We start from the raw sequence: 19,433 nt of genomic DNA on the forward strand, positions 1-19,433 counted from the left end.
ATCAGTAGTCCTCCGGTTCGGTGTCGTCGTGGGCGTCGAACTCGGCGAGCAGGTCGTCGAGGGCTGCGGCGCGGTCCGCGAGGTCGGCGGCGGCGTCGTCGACCGACGACAGGGTGTCGGTTTGGGTGGCGGCCGAGTCGGCGACCGCAGTGGCCTGGGCGGCGGTTTCCTGGCTGATGCCGGCGACCTCGTCGACGGCGCTTGCGACGCGGGAGGCGGCGTGTGCTTGGCGGTCGGTGGCGGCTCGGATTTCGCCGGCGGCGGTGTCCGTGTCGGCGACGAACGAGACGACGTCGTCGAGTGCGGTTGCGGCGTCGCCGACCGTCGCTCGGCCGTCGGAGACGGTGTCGCTTGTGGCGCGCATCTCGTCGGCGACGTCGCTGACTTGGCCTTGGAGCGCGAGGAGCCGTGATTCGATGTCTTCGGCGGCGTCCCGGGATTCCTCGGCGAGCGTTTTGACCTCGTCGGCGACCACCGCGAACCCGTCGCCGTCAGCGCCGGTGCGGGCGGCCTCGATGGAGGCGTTCAACGCCAGCATGTTGGTCTGGTCGGCGATGTCGGCGATGACATCGACGATCTCCCCGATGTCGGCCATCTCGCTGTCGAGGGCGTCCATCGCGTCGGCGGCGGCTTCGGCGTCGTCGGCGACGTCGTCCATCGTCTCGACGGCGTCCTCCGTGGCCTGGCGGCCGTCGTCGACCGCGCTGGCGGCCTGCCCGGCGGTGTCGGCCAGTGAGGCGACCGTTTCGGCGACTTCTTCGGCGCTGGCCGAGAGGTCATCGACTTCACCCGCGACCTCGTGGAGGCGGTCGGTCTGCTCGGTTGCGCCGTCGGAGATCTCGTCGACGGCGGTCGAGACGTCCGTTCCGGCGTCGATGGCGTCGCCGGCGTCGGCTTCGACCCGTTGGGCGGCGTCCGAGACGTGATCCGAGAACGCCGTTGCGGCGGCGACGCTGGTTTCGATGTCGTCGAGCATGTCGTTGAGGGCGTGGCCGATGCGCGCCATTGCGTCGTGGTCGCGGCTGGCGTCGACGCGGCGCGTGAGGTCGCCGTCGGCGACCGCCGTGAGCGCCTCCTCGTAGTCGGCGGCCGCGGATTCGAGGGCGCGAGCCGTTTCTTGGGCGTCCTTGCGGGCGGCTTCGGCGTCTTCGCGGGCGGCTTCGGCGTCGGCGCGCTGCTGTTCGGCGTCCTCACGGGCGTCCTCGGCGCGTGCCGTCGCGCGTTCGGCGTCAGTCAGGGATTCCGACAGGGAGTCCCGCATGGATCGGAACGACTCCGCGAGGGTCCCGAACTCGTCGTTGCGGCTGGTGTCGATGTCGGTGTCGAGGTCGCCGGCGGCCATTTCGTCGGCGCGCCGGGAGAACTGCCGGAGCGCGGTGACCGTGGTCGAGCCGACAGTGACACCGATCAGTGAGAGGCTCACGATCGTGATGAGCACGAGACCGACGAGGCTGGACGCCACGAAGTCACCGAGCGCGAACGCGCGGTCGTGTGGAGCGCGCACTAGCACCGACCAGGGCGCGCCGTCGACGGGGGCGGCGGCCGTCACGGTGCCGTTGGCGTCGATGTAGGCGGGCTGTGTGCGCGACTGGTTGAGGAGCCGCGATGGGCCGTCGTGGCCGGTGAGAACGCGGTCCTGGTCGGGGTGTGAGACGTACGTGCCGTCGGCAGAAACGACGGTGGTGGTGCTTCCCGCGACGTTCTGCCCGAAGTCGTCGGTGAGCGTGTTCACGTTCACCATGTAGATGAGGGCCTTATCCGTGGTGCCAGGGATCGGCGAGAGCACCGAGAGCACGGGGAAGTCGGCCGCCGGAACGGTGAACGGTGCTGCGACGACAACGTCGCTGGTGGTCGCAAACGACGGCGGGTCGGTGGCGAACGGCGCGCCCTGCTCGCGGGGGTTCACGCCGGTGAACGCGTCGGCGGAGCTGGCCTCGATGGTTGTCGTCGAGGTGTTGTAGACGTGGGCGGCGACGACGCCATCGGGGCGTTCGTCGCTTGCCGCAAGCCCTTCGAGATAGCGTGTGATGGCCGTGTCGTTGCCGGATGCGAGCACGGGATGGCGTGATGCCAGTTGGGTCTGCCCGCGGGCGTTCGACAGCCACGCGTCGAGGTGATCGGCGCGGGCGTCTGCCGACCCGGTGAGGTCGGCCCGAACGTCGGTTTCGAGTTGCGTTGTCGTCTGCTGGTAGACGAACGTCCCCACCCCAACAGAGAGCACAACAACGACGACCAGCGCGAGGGTGAGCTTCGTGCCGTAGCTCCCCCTGATTCGTGCGACTAATCCGGACCCCATGTACTGGGTATTAGGTGTATACTGGCAAAAAGCGTTTACACTTCGTGTGCCGTCTCAGCGGCCACAGCCGGCAATATTCGCCGCGATGGCTACAGGCCCGTGGGGTGACTGATGAACCGGGTCTCGACTCCCCAGTCGTCGGCGACCGCTTCGAGCGCACGCACCCCACCCGTTTCGGTCGCGTAGTGGCCCGCCAGGAACACTGACACGCCGGCTTCGCGGGCCTCGTGGTAGAGTTTTCCTTTCCCCTCGCCGGTGACGAGCGCGTCCACCCCGTTGGCCTCGGCCTCCCGCAGCCAGTCCGCGCCGCTGCCGGTGACGACTGCCACGTCCGTCAACTCCGCCGGCCCGACGTCAAGCACCTGTACCGGCTGGTCGCCCGTGGGCAGCGCAGCGGCGAGCGACTTGGAGAGCGCGGGCGCGCTCGTCGGGTCCGGGAGCTGGCCCTGGAGACCGATCTGCTCGCCGCTGTGGTCGCCGAACGGCGAGCGCTGTGTGAGGCCGAGCACGTCGGCCACGTGGGCTGCGTTCCCGAGTTCCGGGTGCCCGTCGAGGGGGAGGTGGGCGGCGTACAGCGCGCACTCGCCGTCGACGAGCGCGGCGATCCGGTCGTACTCGCGGCCCGTCACCGCGTCCAGGCCGCCCCAAGCGACGCCGTGGTGGACCACCAGAAGGTCCGCCCCCCACTCGACGGCGTCGCTGATCGTGGCAGCGGCGGCGTCGACGGCGAACGCGATGCGCTCAACACTGCGATCCCCGGGGCCGACCTGGAGGCCGTTGGTCGCGGCGTCGGCGTAGTCGGTGACACGCAGTCGGTCGTTGTATCGGCTGGTGACGTCGGAAACGTCCATGCGAACCCAACCGGCCGCCGGGGTCTTTTACCCGTCGGCGTGGTGCGTGTGCACGAACTCGCGCAGCAGCTTCGCGCCGAGGGTGGGGGCCTGGCCGTCGTCCCGGTCGTTGACCTCCACGACATCGAACCCGACAGCGTGCGGGGCGACTGCGCGCACGGCCGCCCGGAGCTCCCGTGGCGACATCCCGAACGGCTCCGGCGTCCCGGTGCCCGGCGCGTACCCCGGATCGGCGGCGTCGATGTCCACGCTCAGGTACACGTCCGCGTCGCCGAACGCCGGCGTCCAGTCGGCGACGGCGCTCGGCTCGATCACGGTCACGTCAGAGTCGGCGGCGCGCTCCCACTCCTCCTCGGAGCCGGCGCGTGCGCCCACGACGATCGCTTCGTCGGCCACGTCGAGGGCGTGGCGCGTCACCGTCGAGTGGCTCAGCGGATCACCGTCGAGGGCAGCGCGCAGATCGAGGTGGGCGTCCAGGGCCACGAACACGTCCGGGTTCAGGGCGCGAACCGCCGCCACGGTCACCGTGTGTTCGCCGCCGACGAGCAGCGGCGTGGCGTCGTTCCACGAGATGTCGGTGACGACGCCGTTGAGGTATTCGAGGTACGCCGGCACGTCGTTCCACGCGCGCACGTCGCCGTAGTCAGTGACCGAGAGGGCGGAGAAGTGCGTGCCCGTCCGGTGGTGGTAGTCCTCGAAGGTCGCGGCGTACGTCCGGAGTTCACCGGGGCCGAAACGGGTGCCCGGCTGGAACGACGTCGACACGTCGAGGGGCGCCCCAACGACGACGTAGTCGGCGTCGGCTCCGGGGTTCGACTCGTCGGCGGTGCTGGCGCCAGGGAACATGCGCTACTCCTGGAGGATCTTGCGCTGCCCCTCGAATTCGAGGTATTCGATGTTCTCGTCGGCCTGAATGTCGAGCTCACCGGGGATCTGCATGGTCACCGTCTCGTAGGTTTCGAGGTCCATGACCTGCGCGACGGTGTCGGACTCCTTGGAGACGATCTGGCCCTGCTTTCGGTTGACGATCGGCACCCAGATCTTCGCGTCGACGGGCTGGCTGAGCGATCGCTTCTTGCCGTCGAAGACGCCCTCGGCTTCGATGCGGGCTTTCGCGCTGCCGTGCTTGCCGGGTTTCGCGGTGCTGTACGCGTTGATCTGGCAGGCGGCGTCCTCCATCATCACGTAGTTGCCTTCCTGCAGGTCACGCACTTCCTTCTGCTCTTTCGCCATGCCCCGGGATTCTCGCCTACGTAGTATAAACCTCTTGGAACGGACTGGCGACGGAGCGGGCGGCTACCAGGCGGTACACGCGATTCGGTGGCCGGCCGTGGTCACGTCGAAACGTGGGGCTCGGGCAGCAGGTCCGCGAACGCCTGTGCGTCCAGCCACTCGCAGAGCTGGACGAGCTGGTCGCTTGCGGCCTCGAACAGGCGTTCGCCGGTCTCGGCGGTGGCGTCCGTCTGGTCGCCGAGCACGCCGTTGTCGGTGTTGTCGATGGCGTCGTAGAACGTCCGGGAGCCGTGCTTGATCGTGTCGGCGTCGGCGACGCTGGCGACGCCGCCGTCCCGGGCGTCTTCGAGGCGGTCGTCGTGGACGTGCTCGCCGTCGAGGTACTGCATCAGCGCCGTCTCCTTGGGGCCGCCGTGGGGGCCGTTCTGGTCGAAGACCTCGTCGACGAGCTCGGGGATGGATTCGTCCCACATCCACTCGACCGCGTAGAGGGTGCCCTCGTCGCGCAGCCGGCGGCCGACCTCGCGGAGGTGCGAGACGTTCCCGCCGTGGGCGTTCACGAACACGACGCGGTCGATGCCGTGGAACGCCAGGTTGCGCGTGAACGACGCCACGTAGTCCCGGAACACCGGTGGCTCGACCCACATCGTCCCCGGGAACTGTCGGTGATGGGGACTGACGCCGACGTTCACGGGTGGCGTGCAGAGAACGCCAGTGCGGTCGGCGACCGTGCGGGCGAACGCCTCCGCGATCCGGTGGTCGGTGGACTCCGGCAGGTGGGGGCCGTGCTGTTCGGTCGAACCCAGGGGCACGAGCGCCAGCGATTCCGCGTCGAAGTAGTCACCGAGCTCGGGCCACGCCTCATCAGCAAGGTACACACGTTGTTCGGGGCTCGCTGGAAGCAAGTATCCAGCGCTCCCGGCGATCAGTCGCCGTTCGTCGCTGTGCCGGCGTCGTCGGCCTCGATCTGACTGCCGCTGCGCGCCAGCGCCGTCCCGCCGTCGTCTCCGTCGCCGTCGCGCTCCCGGAGGTTCTGGCGGGTGAACTGCGGGCTGGCCTGCAGGCCGTTGCGTCGCCGGAACGTCTTGTAGAGTGCGGCCCCGACGGCGGCGGTGAACGCCCCCGAGATGGCGGCGGCGGTCACGTCCGCCGTCACGTAGAGAAACGCCGTCGTGGGGACGCTGGTCGCCAACACGAGTCCGAGCACGACCCGCCGCGCCAGCGCGTCGATGACGCGGTTGCTGTCCTCGAGGTCGGCGCGCACGTAGAGGTCTTCGCGTTCGACCTTGTCGAGTGCGCGCTCCAGCTTCGGGGGCACTCGCAGCACCGACGTGGCCGCCGCCTGGAACTCCTCGGCGGTGCCCGCGGCGAACTGCCTGATGGACTCCTCCCGGTAGCCCTGTTCGGCGAGGTAGTCGGTGGCGACGGTGATGAAGTCGAACTCCGGGTCGAGCGTGACGCACACGCCCTCGACGACGGTCGCAACACGGAGCACGAGCGCGAGGTTCGGCGGCAGCCGCAGTGGGAACTCGTAGATGGTGTCCTCGACTTTCCCGACGATCTGCTGGACGCGGTAGGTCTCGATGTTCTCCCCGCGGGCGTCCTGGATGGCCAGCTCCATGACATCAGCCATCACCGCACGGTCGGCCTCCGGGGACAGCGTGCCCATGTCGATGAGCGCGTCCAGGATGGCGTCGATGTCCTGGTTCGCAACGCCCACGTAGAACTCCACGATCTTGTCCTGGATGAACGAGTCGACGCGCCCGCTCATCCCGAAGTCGTAGAACACGATGCTGCCGTCGTCCTGGACCGCGAGGTTCCCGGGGTGGGGGTCGGCGTGGAACACGCCGTCCTCGATGATCATCTGGAGGTACGCGCGTTCGAGCGTTTCCGAGACCTGCGAGCGGTCGACGCCGCGGCGCTCAAGCGTGTCTACGTCCGAGATCTTCGTCCCCTCGATGTACTGCATCGTCAACACGCGGTCGCTCGAGTACTCCTCGTAGACGGTCGGGATCACGATGTCGGGCTCGTCCGCGAAGTTCGCGCGGATCTCCGTGAGCATGCGGCCCTCGCGGCTGTAATCCATCTCCTCGCGGATGGTTTTCGCGAACTCGTCGGCCAGGTTCTCCAGGCTGAACGCCTGGCCTTGGCCGACGAACCGCACGACGATCGGGATCGACCACCGGATGGCGCGCAAGTCGGCTTCGACGAGCGATTCGATCCCGGGGCGGCGGACCTTCACCGCGACCTGCTGGTCGTCCACGTCGGCAGTGTACACCTGCCCGAGGCTCGCGCCGCTGATCGACTCCCGGTTGAACGCGTCGAAGACGTCGTCGACGGGGCCGAGTTCGTCCTCGATGACGCGTTGGGCCTCCGCCCAGTCGGCGGGTGGCACGCGGTCCTGCAGCTCCGCGAGTTCCTCGATGTACTCGGTGGGCAACACGTCCGGGCGCGTCGACAACAGCTGCCCGAGCTTGATGAACGTCGGGCCGAGCGTCAACAGCGCGTCGAGCAGGATCCGGGCGCGCTCGCGGCGCATCTCGGCGGTGACGCGGCGGCTCCCGCCGAAGGCGACGAACCGCCGTCGGTCGCGCAGCCACCCCCACAGCAGGGGGAAGAACTGCCAGACCACGACAACGAACCGTCGGTAGGACCTGAGTACCGCCACCGGTCACCCCTCGACTGGAACGTGGTGGTCCGACGACGAGCGCTTGGGCAGCGACACGGTGAGCACGCCGTTCGAGACGGTTGCCGTTGCGCCGTCGGCGGTCGTGTCCGACGGCAGGGGGAGCTCCGCGTCGACGAACAGCGACCGGTCCTCGCGGCGGTACTCGAACGCCGACGGCACCGATTTGCGGCGGTGGGCCTCGATAGAGACGGTGCGCCCGGCCACACTCACATCGACGGTCGACGGTGTCACACCGGCAACGTCGACGACGTAACGGTACGCGTCGGCGCCCTCGTGCACGTCGACGAACACGGCGTCAGGCAAGTTCCCCAGCGCGTCGCGCAAGCGGGACATGCCAGACGGTTAGAACGGCGAAGCGTTAAACCCGGTGGTATCGGCGGGTGCGCGCGCCACCCAGGCGGGGCGCTCAGGCGTCCCCATCGCCGGACGGGAACACGTCCGCGAACGACGACACGCGGTGATCGCCGAGCACGCAGTGACCGCGCTTCCCGGGGGAGTGACGTTCGACGTGAACCGCGTCCAGGCTGGCGTTTTTCGCCGCGCCAACGTCGCTGACGGCGTCACCGGCGTACACGCCGGCCGCGTCGGGCTGCGCGTCGAGGCCGCCAAGCGCTACCCGGAGCGGCTGTGGGTCCGGCTTCCAGCCGGTGTCGTCGGTGCAACTCACCACCACGTCGAACCAGTCCGCGATGTCGAGGTGATCGAGAACGGGGTCGGTGAGAAACGACTGGCAGTGGGTCACCACGCCGGTCGGCGCATCGAGGCCGCCAAGCGGGCGTGCGTCCTCGTAGAGATACGTGGCTTCGGCGCGCGCCATCGGATCCTCGACGGCGTGGAACGCCGGCCAGAACGCCTCGGGGTCGATCCCCCACGCCCGGAGGTAGTGGTCGCGGGTGCCGCCGATCCCGTGCCAGAGGCGTTCGGCGTGCTGGTCGGTGAACTCGACGCCCAGTCGGTCGCCGACCTGATCGAACACGGACCGGGTGTACGACCACTCCGTGTCGACGAGCGTCCCATCGAGATCGAACAGCCACACGTCGTAATCGTCGACTGGCGGTGCCATCGGAGCCGGGGGTATGGACCCACGCCCGAAGAGCGTTCCGGGGCCGGCTGTGGCTACCGGCGGTCGTCGGTTCGGCGCGCCAACTCGATGTCCTGGCTCGTGACCCCGCCGGCCTCGTGGTCGGTGAACCGCACTTCGACCTCGTCGTACCGGATCGTGATCTCGGGGTGGTGGAACGCCTCGTCGGCGAGGTCGCCGACCTCTGATGCGAACGCCACGCCGTCCAGGTACTCCTCGAACGTGTACGTGCGGGTGATCGCGTCGCCATCGTGGATCCAGTCGTCCGGCAGCCGGTCGCTGATCGTGTCGTCGTCGAGTCGGTCGGACATACGGATCGACGAACGCCAGCCAGCCCTATAACCCTACGCGGACAGGAGACCCACCAGACAGTGTCAGTCCTCGGATTCGGCGGACGCCGCGTCCCCGCCGCGCGACGCGTCGAACGGCATGCCGTCCTCGAATTCGGGGTTGAACAGTTCGAGCGCGGTCGCGATCGTCGACCAGTCGTCCTCGGCGGCGGCGTCCCGGAGGCTCTTCGTCGGGGCCGCAAGCAGCTGGCTCACCAGCGCGTCCGCCATCGACTCCACGACCTCGCGCTCGTCGGCGGACAGCGACCCGGATTCGGCCTCCAGGCGGTGGACCGCGGTCTGTACCTCCCGGCTTTTGAGGCGGTCGGCGCTCTCGTACATGCGCGCGATCACCTCGTCGGCGCGCTTGCGCTTGTACTGGGTGAGCAGCCGCTCGAACTCGGTTTCGATCATCGCCTCGACCTCGCGGGCGGCGTCCTCGCGGCGCTCGCGGGTCGCCGCCGTCACCGCCTCCAGGTCGTCGAGGTCGTGGACCGCAACGCCGTCGTGGCCGCCAGCGCCCGGCGCGACATCGCGGGGCTGTGCGAGATCGACCACCACGGTGTCACCGGCGTCCGCGAACGCGCTGGCGGGGAGCACGTGCTCGGGGCTGCCGGTGGCGGTGACCACGACGTCCGCGGCGTCGAGACGCCCGCGGGCGTCGGCCAGCGTCGTGGCTTCGGCGGGCACCGACACCATGTCCGCGACCCGGACGGCGCGGGCCGGCGTGCGGTTGGCGATCACGATCTCCGCGACGGTCGCGCTCGCGAACGCCTTCGCGGCGAGCGCGCCCATCTCGCCGGCACCGACGACGACAGCCCGGGCGTCGGCCAGCTGCGTCTTCCGCTCGGCGAGGCGCACGGCCGCCGTGCCGAGCGAGGTCGCGCCCTCGTTGATCGCGGTTTCGGTGCGCGCGCGCTCCCCGACGTGCATCGCCTTGGTCACGGCTTCCCGGAGCACGTGGTCGATGCCGCCCGCGTCTTTGGCGGCGTCGTAGGCGTCTCGGAGCTGTCCCAGGATCTGGTCCTCCCCGACCACGAGCGATTCGAGACCCGCCGCCACGCGAAGCAGGTGGCGGAGGCTGTCCTCATGCCCCATCGAGATCGCCCCGCCCCCCGCGGGGTTGAATCCGGCCCCACCGAGCGCACGGCGACCCGACGCCTGATCGGCGGTGACGACGTACGCTTCCACGCGGTGGCACGTCTGGAGCACGAACGCTTCCTCGACTGGTGGCTGCTCCAGCAGCGCGTCCAACGCCGCCTCCGTGGACGCGGCGCTGGCGGCAGCCAGTTCATCTAGTGAGGCCGTCTCGTGCGAGACGCGAACGCCAGAGACGACACCAGTGTTCCCATTCATGTCGACCAATCTACGTCGCCGACGGCTCGCGCAACGGCGGCCTCGGCTCTCACTCGAGGGTTGGCATCTCCCGTACGTAAAGCCTTCCAAACCGGCGTCGAGCGGACGACGGCGCGCACTGCGTCCCGTCGCTCAGCGGGTGATAACCCTGTCGACCGAAGGTCGTCCCGGATGCGCCCGGTCAACACCGCCATCCCGCCGGCCCCCGCGAACTCCTCGTCGATGCGCTCCCGCAGGTGCTTGGACAGCGCGGGGCTGCGCCCGCCGGTCGACACGGCGATCGTCACCGGCGGATCGCCGGCCGTCGCCGGGACGACCACGTCGCCGCTGTGGTCCCGATCCCCGGCGACGTCGGCGCGGTTCACGAGCGCGCCCGCGTCACGGGCCGCGGCTGCGAACGCCGCGTTCACGTCGCTGTCGCTGGTCGCCGCGACCACCAGCGCCGGGTCGACGCGGGCCACCCAGTCGGCCGCCCCATCGGGGTCGGGGGCGGCCCGGACGCGGTCGGCGTCCCCGAACTCGCGGTCGCCGAACGCCGGCGACACCACCACGACCCGGTCGGCTTCGGCGGCGAACCGCCGGGCCTTCCGGGCGCCGACGGCTCCGCCGCCGACCACCAGGACCGATGCCCCGTGGAAGTCGTGTAGTAGCGGGATCATGGCGCGGTCACTCCGTGTTCGCGTCCGCGCGCTCGTCCAGCCGGATGCCGGTTTTCTTCAGAATGCGCGTCGAAAAGAGGGTGTCCCAGTCGTCGTCAGTGACGTCCCAGTGGTCGTCCATCACCGACCGGACACGCTCGACGCGCGCCTCGCTTTCGGCCTCGCTGCGGCCGTGTGTCATCGCGAAGAAGTTGTACTCCCAGACGCCGTCGTGGCGGGGGCGCTGGTAGCAGTGGGTCACGAAGTCCAGCCCCGCGACCGCCGGCCCGACGTCGTCGACGGCGTCATCGGGCACGTTCCAGACGGTCATGCCGTTTTCCGTGTACCCCAGCGCGTAGTGGTTGGGGATCACGCCGACGCGGCGCACCATCCCGGATTCGTTGAACCGGCGCAGCGTCGCCACCACCCACTCGGGGTCGCGGCCGATGTCGTCGGCGACCGCACAGTACGGCGTCTCCACGACCGGCAGCCCGTCCTGAACGGCCACCACGAGGTCGCGCTCGGCGGGGGTGAGCGTGTCCCGGCCGGTCGGCTCGGGGGTCGTGCCGAGATGCGAGAGGTCGACGTCGCCGTCCGGGATGGGGCCGTCGACGAGGAACTTGGCTTCCACGCGGAACTCCTGTTGTTTCGGGAGGTTGTACGTCTCCTGGCCGGTTTCGGCTTCGATCTCCGCGAGCACGTCCGCGACCTCGCGGTCGGCGACCGACACCACGAACCACATGTTCAGGTGCGGGTGTTCGCGCTCGTAGTTGTGCGCCACCGCCTGGATGTCGTTGACGGTGTCCGCGATCTCGTCGAAGCGGTGCTCGGGCGCGTGCATCGCCACAAGCGAGGCCGCGCCGCCGATCTCCTCGGCGTTGATGAGCGCGCCGAACCGCGTCAATACCCCGTTCTCGTCGAGTGTCCGAACCCGGTCGCGGAGCTCCGTCGCGGAGAACTCAACCCCCCGGGACCGGAGCGCCTCGGCCGCGGGTTCGAACGGGCGCTGCACGACCGGGAACCCCCCCTGAAACGCGTTCAGGACGGCGCGATCCCGGTCGTCCAAATCCCCGATATCCATGCCCATACGTCAGGAGTCGCGGTAAATAAACAGCCCGACTCCATCCCGGATCGCTGGAATCGGCTACGCCTCGAAGCCGTCCTCGGTGACGGCGACGACGGACGTCACGCCGTCGCAGTCACGGATGCCGTCCAGGATGGCAGCGTGGTCGTCGGTGGCCTCCCAGTACAACACGACGGCGAACGCCCCGTCCCGGAGGAGTTGCTGGCACTCCCAGACGAACGCGTCGTCGTCGAGGATGCGGCCCTGGTGTTGGTTGACGCCGAAGTCGCTGTCGTCGTTGCCCGAGTACACGTACGTGTCGCCGTCCGCGACGTGGTCGGCGACGACCTGGCCGGCGTCGAGCGTGAGCTGGTGGAGCTTGCTCTCCTCGTCGTTGTCGTACGTGGTGTGGATGACTGCCCCTGCAAGCGTCACGTCGCCGGGCTGCAGCAACGCGACGGTGTCGCGGTAGAGGTCTGCGTTCGCCGTCTCGCTCATACCACACGTGTGCCGTGTCTCGGGCTTACGTGTGGCGGTTGCCGGCGCGCGCCGTGGTCGTCGGGCGACGCCACGCCCGGGCGTGTGGCGCAGCGAACAGAAGGCTCATACGTGAGAGTGCTGTCGTCTCTTGGTAATGCGAACTCGGCTGTGGGACGCCGCCAGCGCCGTCTACGAGCGTCTCCTGACCAGAGAGATCGACGGCGCGCCGGCCCACGTCGCGGTCATCCAGGACGGGAACCGGCGGTACGCCCGCGAGCACGGCGACGACCCGACCGACGGCTACCAGTCGGGCGCGCGGACGACCGAGCGCGTCCTGGAGTGGTGTTCGGACCTGGGCGTCGAGGAGCTCACGCTGTACGCGTTCTCCACGGAGAACTTCGAGCGCCCGCCCGACCAGCAACAACACCTGTTCGACCTGCTCGAATCGAAGCTCCGGGAGTTCGCGGACGCCGACCGCGTCCACGCCGACCGCGTGCGGATCCGTGCCATCGGCGACACCGGTCGCCTCCCCCAGCGCGTCCGGGACGCCATCACGTACGCGGAATCCCGGACGGCGGGCTACGACGGGTTCACGCTGAACGTCGCGCTGGCGTACGGCGGCCGCGACGAGCTGCTCACCGCCGCCCGCGGTGTCGCCGACGCGGTCGCCGCCGGCGACCTCGACCCCGCGGACATCGACGCCCAGGCCATCGAATCCCGGCTGCACACCAGCCCCGTCCGGGACGTCGACCTCATCATTCGCACCGGCGGCGACGAGCGCACGTCGAATTTCCTGCCGTGGCACGCCAACGGCAGCGAGGCCGCCGTCTTCTTCTGTACGCCGTACTGGCCGGAGTTCTCGAAAGTCGATCTGCTGCGCGCGATCCGCACGTACGAATCCCGGGCGGCGTCCTGGCGGCAGACCAGAGCGAAACGCGCGCTCGCACTGGTTCGCGCGCTCGGCAGTGAGGTGGGTGAGGCGCGCCGGGTCCTCGACCGGTTCAAGGGCGCGCTCCCGGATCCGCCCGAGGATGTCGAGGCGGAGACGCAGTCGGCGGACTGAGTGCGGCCGAGGGGGCGTTTCACCGCCCGAACCGCCGCTGGCGGTTCTGGTAATCAAGCACCGCCCGCAGGTAGTCGCGTTTCCGGAAGTCCCGCCAGTTGACGTCCGTGAAGTAGAGCTCCGAGTAGACGGACTGCCAGATCATGAAATCCGAGAGGCGTTCGGCGCCGGTCTTGATCACGAGGTCCGGTTCAGCCGGGAACACGAGTTCGGACTCGATCACGTCCTCGTCGATGGCGTCGGGGTCGAGGTCACCGGCGGCGACTGCGTCGGCGACGCTCCGCACGGCGGTCGCGAACTCGTGTTTGCCGCCGTGGCCGACGCTCACTTGGATCGGGGCGTCGGCGCGCTCGTCGTCGTCGGGGCCCCGCACCGCGACCTCGCGGGGCGCAGCGACGTTTCCAAGCTCGCGTTCGAGCGTCGGGACGGCGGCGGCGTCGAGCACGCTCACGTAGACGGTGATGCGGTCGACGCCGGAGTCGAACGCCCACGCGTAGAAGTCCGCGAGCGTGTCGTACGCGCCGGCCTCCAGGAGATCGCGTTCCGTGATGACGACCGCAGTGTGTGCGGGTGCCTCGGCGCTGTGGCGGCGCACGCGGGCGGCCAGATAGTAGTCGTACAGGCCCACGTGTTGGCCATGACGCGCCGCCGTGCAAAGCGTTGTGGGTCGCGGCTTCGGGGAAGTTAAGTGCGGGGCCGGCAAATCGGAGGCAGACGTGCATTGGAGCCTGCGGCGCGCACTGGCGTTCGCGCTGGTGTCGACGCTGTCACTTGCGGCCCCCGCGTTCGGCCGTGCAGCCGCAGTGCCGTTCGTGGCCGTCGCCGCCGGGGCGGCGGTGATCACCGACGGCTGGCTGTTCGACGTGTTGTCGACCGTGCGGGACCGCAACGCGGGGCGACTGCACACGCTCGTGGCGTTCGCACTGGCGGCGGCGATCGCCGCCGTGTTGCTGCCGGCGTTCGGCGCGCCCGCCGACGTGTTCGTCGCGGCCGTGCTCATCGTCGGCTACGGCGACCTCGGCCGCCGGCTCGTGTTGGCGGTGCGGGAGAACCGCACGCTGTCGATGTGCGGGTTCGTTGTCGCGGCCGCCGGCGCTGCCTTCGCGGGCCAGGCCGTGGTCGCCGCGAGCGCCGGTGCGCCGGTGGGACAGCCCCAGTTCGTGTTTCTGGCGGTGAGCGGGGCGCTGCTGGCGGGGATCATGCGGACACTGTTTGCGCTCCGGGACGCCCCGCTGGTGTTGGGATCGGTGGTCGTTGTGTTGTGGGTGGTCACGGCGCTGGCACCGCTGGCCGGCGTCCCGACGGTGGCGGCCTGGGAGCGCGTGCTCGTCGCGCTCGCGGTCACGACGGCGTTCGGGTGGGTGTCGCGTGCGCTCGGCGCGACGTCGATCGCGGGCATGCTCACGGGCGTCTTTCTCGGGTTGCTTGCCGTCGTGCTCGGCGGCTACGGCTGGTTCGTCGTGCTCGTTGCGTTCTTCGCGGTCGGCAGCTTGGCCACGAAGTTCAAGTACGAGCTGAAGGCCGACCGCGGTGTTGCGGAGCCGAACGACGGCGCGCGCGGCACAGCCAACGTCTTGGGGAACTCGGCGGCCGCGCTCATCGCGTTGGTGTTGTATGCGGCGCACGCACACGTGCCGTTCGCCGACACGGCGTTCCTGTTCGCGTACGCCGGCAGCGTTGCGACGGCGCTGGCTGACACGCTGTCCTCGGAGGTCGGCGGGCTGTTCGACACCCCGCGGCTGGTGACGACGTTCGAGCGCGTCGACCCCGGGACCGACGGCGCGGTCACCTGGCAGGGCGAGCTCGCGGGCGTCGTGGGGGCGACGATCATTGCGGTGCTGTCGGTCGCGGTGTTCGGCGTGACGCTGCGGGGCGGCGGCGTGGTGGTGGCGGCGGGCGTCGCCGGGATGACCGCCGACAGCCTCGCGGGCGCAACCATCGAAGGCCGCGTGCTCACCAACCAGGGAGTGAACTTCCTGGCGACGCTGACCGGCGCTGCGGTCGGCGGTGCGCTCGCGCTCGCTGTCGGCGTCGCGTGAGTCAGGTGCGGGCGTCGTCGAGGGTGCGAACGCGCGTGGCAAGCGGCTGTTTGACGAACTCGTCGGTGTCGGCACCGATCAGCGACGCGACGCCGCGCTGAGCGGCGACATCGAGCAGGCGCTGGGTGATCGTGGCGTCCACGACGACGACCGCCGGCACGGAGTCGGCGTCGGCGACGGCGTCGACGACCTCAGCCGCTGGGACCTCCCGGATGCGGGCGAGCGCGTCGTCGAGAAGGCGTGCGGTCTCGGTGTCCGCGACCGCGCGGGCGTGCTCGGCGAGCGTCGGCGGCGCGGCCGCCTCGGTGTCGTCGCCGTCGCTGTCCGGAGAGGGCGCTGTGTCCGGCGCCGGCTCGGGGGTGGGCGCCGGCGTTGCGCTGCCGTCCGTGGCGGCGGTTTCGGACTGGGTGGTGGCGATCGGGGCGGCGGCCGACGCCGGGGTTTTGTTCCGGAGCGCGGAGTCGACGGTCCGCCGGGAGAGGTCCTCGACACACTCCCCCATCGGGGCGCGCGCGACGAAGTCCAAGCTGCCGACCTGTCCGAGTTCGCGCAGGATCATGTCGCCGCCACGGTCGCCGTCGAGAAACGCCGTCGCGGTCTTCTCCCGGGAGAGCGCCGCGATGGCGTCGGGGATGTTGGTGCCTTCGACGGCGACGGCGTTCTTGATGCCGTATTTCAGGAGGGTGACGACGTCGGCGCGGCCCTCCACGATCACGACGGCGTCGCTGGAGTCGACGTTCGGGCCGGCCGGATAGCCGTCGTAGTCGGTGATGTCGTCGACGCGAACGCTCTCCCGGACCTCGTCGAGGATGTCGTCGGCGTTGATCGCGCCCTCGTCGAAGGCGGTCGCGAGCAGTTCTTTCGCGCGGTCGACGACTTCGCGGCGCTTGGCGGCGCGCACGTCCTCGATGCGGTCGACTTCGACGTCGGCGCGACACGGCCCGATGCGTTCGACGGCTTCGAGGGCCGCCGCAAGCGTCGCGGTTTCGACGCGGTCGAGACTGGATGCGATGGTGATGTCGCCAAACGACTGGCCGCCCTCGCTGTCCACGGAGACGTCGATGCGGCCGAGCTTCGCGGAGTCCTGGAGGTCGGGGATCGCGAGGTCGTCGCCGAGCAGCCCCTCGGTCTGCCCGAACGCGGCACCGACGACGTCGCTGCGCTCGACGACGCCGTCAACGACGAAGTCCGCGTGAATGAGGTATTTGGCGGTGTCTTCCATCGGTTTCGTGTTGCATTGTTGTATGACGGGGGTCGTCAAATACCTGTCGTGAGCGGCATGAAACCGGCGTCCTGGCAGCCACCCCCGGAACCCAATGATTAACCCGGGATGGGACGCGTACCATGATTCCATGCGAACATGGCGCGCGCTCGGCTGGGGTGGCTGTTTCGTCGTGTTGCTCGGGCTTGCCGTCCCGTGGTTCCTCTGGCGCAGCGACACGCTCGTCGCTGGCCTCCCGGTCTGGCTGTGGTGGCACATCGCCTGGATGGGCGTGACCGCGCTCGCGTTCGGGGCGTTCGCGCGCCGCGACTGGGGGTTGTTCGTGACGGGTGAGCGACAGTGAGCGGCGTGGCCCTGGAGCTCGGTGTGGTGGCTGGCTACATGGTGGTGGCGCTGGCGGTCGGTCTCGTCGCGTACCGCGTCACCGACCGGGACGCCGAGGACTACTACCTCGCCGGGCGTGGCCTGGGCACCGGCGTGCTCCTGTTCACCACGTTCGCCACGCTGCTGTCGGCGTTCACGTTCTTCGCCGGGCCGAACATCGCGTACGCCAACGGCCCCGAGTGGATCCTCGTCATGGGCCTCATGGACGGCGTGCTGTTCGGGCTGCTGTGGTACGTCCTGGGCTACCGACAGTGGCTGCTGGGCAAGGCCAACGGCTACGTCACGCTCGGCGAGATGCTCGGCGACCGCTTCGGCTCCCGGGGCCTGCGCGGGCTGGTCGCGGGCGTCAGCATCTTCTGGCTGTTCCCGTACGTGATGCTCCAGCAGATCGGTGCCGGGGAAGCGCTGGTTGGCCTCACCGGTGGCGCGGTCCCCTACTGGGCGGGTGCCGGGTTCATCACGCTGTTCATGGTCGTGTACGTCGCCATCTCCGGGATGCGCGGCGTCGCGTGGACGGACACCCTGCAGGGCGTGTTCATGCTCGGCATCACGTGGGTGGCGTTCGTCTGGGTGGCCGCCGAGATCGCGGGCACCACCGGCGGGCTGGCGGGCGCACTCCCCACCGAGTTCCGCGCGCTCGGCGGCGGCGCGTACTCCCCGCAGTGGATGCTCTCCCAGGCCATCGGCATCGCCGTCGGCGTCTCGATGTTCCCGCAAGTGAACCAGCGGTTCTTCGTTGCGGACTCCAAACGCACCCTCAAGCGCACGTTCGCGATCTGGCCGCTGCTGGTCGTGTTGCTGTTCGTGCCGGCGTTCCTGATGGGCGCGTGGGCCAACGGCGTTGGGCTCCCGCTGCCCGACGGCGAGAACATCGTCCCCATCCTCCTCAGCGAGTACACGCCCGGCTGGTTCGCCGCGCTCGTCGTTGCGGGCGCGCTCGCCGCGATGATGTCGTCCAGTGATTCCATGCTGCTGTCGGGGTCGTCGTACTTCACGCGGGACATCTACCGGCCGTTCGTGAACGCCGACGCCACCGCCCGCCGCGAGGACACCCTGGGCCGCGTCGGCGTTGCGGCGTTCGCCGTCGCGGCGTTCGGCGGCAGCCTCCTGCGGCCCGGCAGCCTGCTTGAGGTCGGCTCAACCGCCTTCGGTGGGTTCGCCCAGCTCGCGCCGCCGGTCGCGTTGGCGATGTACTGGCGCCGGACCACGAAAGCCGGGATGTTCGCCGGCGTCCTGGGCACCCAGGCGTTCTACCTCGCGACCGTCTTCGGGCCGCCGGTCACGCTGGCCGGCGTCCCGATCATCGCGTCGTCGTACTTTGGGTGGTTCGCGCAGGTCGTCGGCCTCCCCCTCGGCGTCGTGTTGACCGTCGGCGTCTCGGCCGTGACGGCGCCCAGCGACACGGAGAACGCGAGCGCGTACGTCGACGCGTTGCGCGCGGACTGAGTCAGTCGTCGAGGTAGTCGGCCACCCAGGCGTGGTGCTCCCGGAGCCGGCGCTGGCCGGCGTCGGTCAACAGCAGCCGGTCGTGGAGGCCGTCGCGTTCGCGCTCGATGATGCCCGCGGACTCCAGCTTGCGGATCACGCCCACGAAGCGCTGGGGGTCGATGCGGTCGTCGTGTTTGCGTTCGACGGCGCGTTTCACGGACTGCTGGGTGGGGGACCCCTCGCCAGCCACCACGACGCAGACATCGCGTCGCAGCCCGGACGCCAGCCACTTGCTCATGGTCGACGGTGGGAGCGCGCGGGTATTACTGCTGGCGGTGTCCGCCGCGTTCGCAGGCGACGACGCCAGCCACAAGATACACCTGGGTTGGGGCTCCGTCTCCGGACAGATGGACACGGACGACGACAGACGACTGACCAGGCGCCAGCTGCTCGGCGGCGGCGCCGCCGTCACCGCCGGCGCGTTCGCGTACGGCACCGACAACCCCGTCCACCGCTCGTCGGTAGCGGAGACGGCCGCGCGCTCGGCGGACGAGCCGCCGGAGCCGGGCGCGTCCTGGACCGCAGTCCACTCGCCCGACCTGCCCGGCGCGGACGTGACACAGCTGGTCGGTGTCCGGTACATCGGCGACGACGTCGGTTCCGCGAAGGAGGTGGGCGTCGACGTGCTCGCCGTCGCGGTCGGCCGGCGGTCGACACCGTTCGGGAGCGGCGGCCTGCTCGACACTCACCGCCTGGGCGTCCGTGGCACCGGTGCGTCGGGAACTCGTGGCATCGACTCCGGCCACGGCTGGAAGCTCGCGAGCGGCCCGGTACGGCCGCCCGACTCGGTGGCCGACGCGACGGGACTCGACCCGGCCGCGCTCGACGACCCGGATGCGGTCCGGGAGCGCGTCCTGCCCGACGGCGAGCCCAAAGCGGACCGCGACCTGGCGCTCGCGCGCCCGCTACTGGCGGCGGCCGAGGGCTCGCCGTCCGCGGACCGGCTGACACTCGCGGGCGTCGTCCACGCGGTCCAGACCGACGACACGAGAGCGCGCAAGGGAACCCGGAAATACGAGGGGGGCGGGGAGACCTACCGGTGGCCCCTCGACGGCGTGGTCGCGCACGCGGTCCGCTACCGCCAACTCTACGTCTACGTGAACGACGGGCGAGCCGGGCTGAAGGTGGCGTCAGCCGTCCCGCGACCGAGCCTGCTCGGGTCGCCCCGCATCGAGGGCGCGCTTAGCGTGTCGTTCCCGGCGTAGTCGCGCGGCCGCCACG

At 70.0% G+C, this 19,433-nt stretch carries 21 protein-coding genes; 5 read left to right on the plus strand and 16 right to left on the minus strand.

The window, feature by feature from the left end; genetic code table 11:
- Position 1 precedes the first annotated feature (1 nt).
- The 13 genes from htr2 to APQ99_RS01235 all read right to left on the minus strand — a co-directional run bounded on the left by htr2 (position 2) and on the right by APQ99_RS01235 (position 12,034).
- On the minus strand, positions 2–2,296 hold the full coding sequence (gene htr2 / locus APQ99_RS01175; protein WP_010903287.1) for a sensory rhodopsin II transducer Htr2: 2,295 nt from the start codon (positions 2,294–2,296) through the stop codon (positions 2–4).
- A gap of 89 nt (positions 2,297–2,385) precedes the next feature.
- A complete protein-coding gene (locus APQ99_RS01180; RefSeq protein ID WP_010903288.1) occupies positions 2,386–3,147 on the minus strand; it encodes a Nif3-like dinuclear metal center hexameric protein in 762 nt (253 codons plus the stop codon).
- Positions 3,148–3,174: 27 nt separating this feature from the next.
- The gene (speB, locus tag APQ99_RS01185) at positions 3,175–3,993 is read right to left on the minus strand and encodes an agmatinase (protein ID WP_010903289.1); all 819 of its coding nucleotides are present in this window, start codon (positions 3,991–3,993) and stop codon (positions 3,175–3,177) included.
- A 3-nt stretch (positions 3,994–3,996) separates the two neighbouring features.
- Positions 3,997–4,380 carry a translation initiation factor IF-5A gene (locus APQ99_RS01190; protein WP_010903290.1) on the minus strand — a complete coding sequence of 128 codons (384 nt, stop codon included), beginning with the start codon at positions 4,378–4,380 and terminating at the stop codon, positions 3,997–3,999.
- A 101-nt stretch (positions 4,381–4,481) separates the two neighbouring features.
- On the minus strand, positions 4,482–5,258 hold the full coding sequence (locus APQ99_RS01195; protein WP_012289375.1) for a creatininase family protein: 777 nt from the start codon (positions 5,256–5,258) through the stop codon (positions 4,482–4,484).
- Positions 5,259–5,305: 47 nt separating this feature from the next.
- The gene (locus tag APQ99_RS01200) at positions 5,306–7,048 is read right to left on the minus strand and encodes an ABC1 kinase family protein (RefSeq protein ID WP_012289376.1); all 1,743 of its coding nucleotides are present in this window, start codon (positions 7,046–7,048) and stop codon (positions 5,306–5,308) included.
- Positions 7,049–7,051: 3 nt separating this feature from the next.
- Positions 7,052–7,402 carry an Hsp20/alpha crystallin family protein gene (locus APQ99_RS01205; protein WP_010903293.1) on the minus strand — a complete coding sequence of 117 codons (351 nt, stop codon included), beginning with the start codon at positions 7,400–7,402 and terminating at the stop codon, positions 7,052–7,054.
- A 73-nt stretch (positions 7,403–7,475) separates the two neighbouring features.
- Positions 7,476–8,132, minus strand: a complete 657-nt coding sequence (locus APQ99_RS01210; protein WP_010903294.1) for an HAD family hydrolase — start codon at positions 8,130–8,132, stop codon at positions 7,476–7,478.
- Positions 8,133–8,185: 53 nt separating this feature from the next.
- Complete coding sequence (locus APQ99_RS01215; protein ID WP_010903295.1) at positions 8,186–8,461, minus strand: 4a-hydroxytetrahydrobiopterin dehydratase; 276 nt, start codon at positions 8,459–8,461, stop codon at positions 8,186–8,188.
- 63 nt (positions 8,462–8,524) lie between these two features.
- On the minus strand, positions 8,525–9,835 hold the full coding sequence (gene hemA / locus APQ99_RS01220; protein WP_010903296.1) for a glutamyl-tRNA reductase: 1,311 nt from the start codon (positions 9,833–9,835) through the stop codon (positions 8,525–8,527).
- Positions 9,832–10,494 (minus strand): precorrin-2 dehydrogenase/sirohydrochlorin ferrochelatase family protein, encoded by a 663-nt coding sequence (locus APQ99_RS01225; protein ID WP_010903297.1) that lies wholly within the window; start codon positions 10,492–10,494, stop codon positions 9,832–9,834. The genes hemA and APQ99_RS01225 overlap by 4 nt, the downstream gene beginning before the upstream one ends.
- Positions 10,495–10,501: 7 nt before the next feature.
- Positions 10,502–11,560 (minus strand): siroheme decarboxylase subunit beta, encoded by a 1,059-nt coding sequence (ahbB, locus tag APQ99_RS01230; protein WP_010903298.1) that lies wholly within the window; start codon positions 11,558–11,560, stop codon positions 10,502–10,504.
- A 57-nt stretch (positions 11,561–11,617) separates the two neighbouring features.
- Positions 11,618–12,034, minus strand: coding sequence for a DUF5778 family protein (locus APQ99_RS01235; RefSeq protein ID WP_010903299.1), 417 nt, complete (start codon positions 12,032–12,034; stop codon positions 11,618–11,620).
- A gap of 136 nt (positions 12,035–12,170) precedes the next feature.
- Between APQ99_RS01235 and uppS the strand changes: the two genes are divergently transcribed.
- On the plus strand, positions 12,171–13,079 hold the full coding sequence (uppS, locus tag APQ99_RS01240; RefSeq protein WP_010903300.1) for a polyprenyl diphosphate synthase: 909 nt from the start codon (positions 12,171–12,173) through the stop codon (positions 13,077–13,079).
- A 19-nt stretch (positions 13,080–13,098) separates the two neighbouring features.
- On the opposite strand, the gene APQ99_RS01245 is transcribed toward uppS, so the two are convergent.
- Positions 13,099–13,707 carry an undecaprenyl diphosphate synthase family protein gene (locus tag APQ99_RS01245; protein WP_012289377.1) on the minus strand — a complete coding sequence of 203 codons (609 nt, stop codon included), beginning with the start codon at positions 13,705–13,707 and terminating at the stop codon, positions 13,099–13,101.
- Positions 13,708–13,795: 88 nt separating this feature from the next.
- Here APQ99_RS01245 and APQ99_RS01250 point away from each other — a divergent pair, with 88 nt between their 5' ends.
- Positions 13,796–15,118 carry a DUF92 domain-containing protein gene (locus tag APQ99_RS01250; RefSeq protein ID WP_012289378.1) on the plus strand — a complete coding sequence of 441 codons (1,323 nt, stop codon included), beginning with the start codon at positions 13,796–13,798 and terminating at the stop codon, positions 15,116–15,118.
- A 1-nt stretch (position 15,119) separates the two neighbouring features.
- Here the strand turns inward: APQ99_RS01250 and dnaG are convergent, their stop codons facing one another.
- Positions 15,120–16,340 carry a DNA primase DnaG gene (dnaG, locus tag APQ99_RS01255; RefSeq protein WP_012289379.1) on the minus strand — a complete coding sequence of 407 codons (1,221 nt, stop codon included), beginning with the start codon at positions 16,338–16,340 and terminating at the stop codon, positions 15,120–15,122.
- A gap of 130 nt (positions 16,341–16,470) precedes the next feature.
- Between dnaG and APQ99_RS01260 the strand changes: the two genes are divergently transcribed.
- Entirely contained in the window at positions 16,471–16,683 is a 213-nt protein-coding gene (locus APQ99_RS01260; protein WP_010903304.1) for a DUF3311 domain-containing protein, read from the plus strand.
- A 38-nt stretch (positions 16,684–16,721) separates the two neighbouring features.
- Complete coding sequence (locus APQ99_RS01265; RefSeq protein ID WP_148889165.1) at positions 16,722–18,170, plus strand: sodium:solute symporter family transporter; 1,449 nt, start codon at positions 16,722–16,724, stop codon at positions 18,168–18,170.
- 1 nt (position 18,171) lies between these two features.
- On the opposite strand, the gene APQ99_RS01270 is transcribed toward APQ99_RS01265, so the two are convergent.
- Positions 18,172–18,450 carry a PadR family transcriptional regulator gene (locus APQ99_RS01270; protein ID WP_010903306.1) on the minus strand — a complete coding sequence of 93 codons (279 nt, stop codon included), beginning with the start codon at positions 18,448–18,450 and terminating at the stop codon, positions 18,172–18,174.
- On the opposite strand from APQ99_RS01270, the gene APQ99_RS01275 reads away from it, so the two are divergent.
- The gene (locus APQ99_RS01275) at positions 18,449–19,417 is read left to right on the plus strand and encodes a hypothetical protein (protein ID WP_010903307.1); all 969 of its coding nucleotides are present in this window, start codon (positions 18,449–18,451) and stop codon (positions 19,415–19,417) included. The two genes, APQ99_RS01270 and APQ99_RS01275, sit on opposite strands and share 2 nt — an antisense overlap.
- Positions 19,418–19,433: the final 16 nt, after the last annotated feature.

This window comes from Halobacterium salinarum DSM 3754, from assembly GCF_008124605.1.
GTDB lineage: Archaea > Halobacteriota > Halobacteria > Halobacteriales > Halobacteriaceae > Halobacterium > Halobacterium salinarum.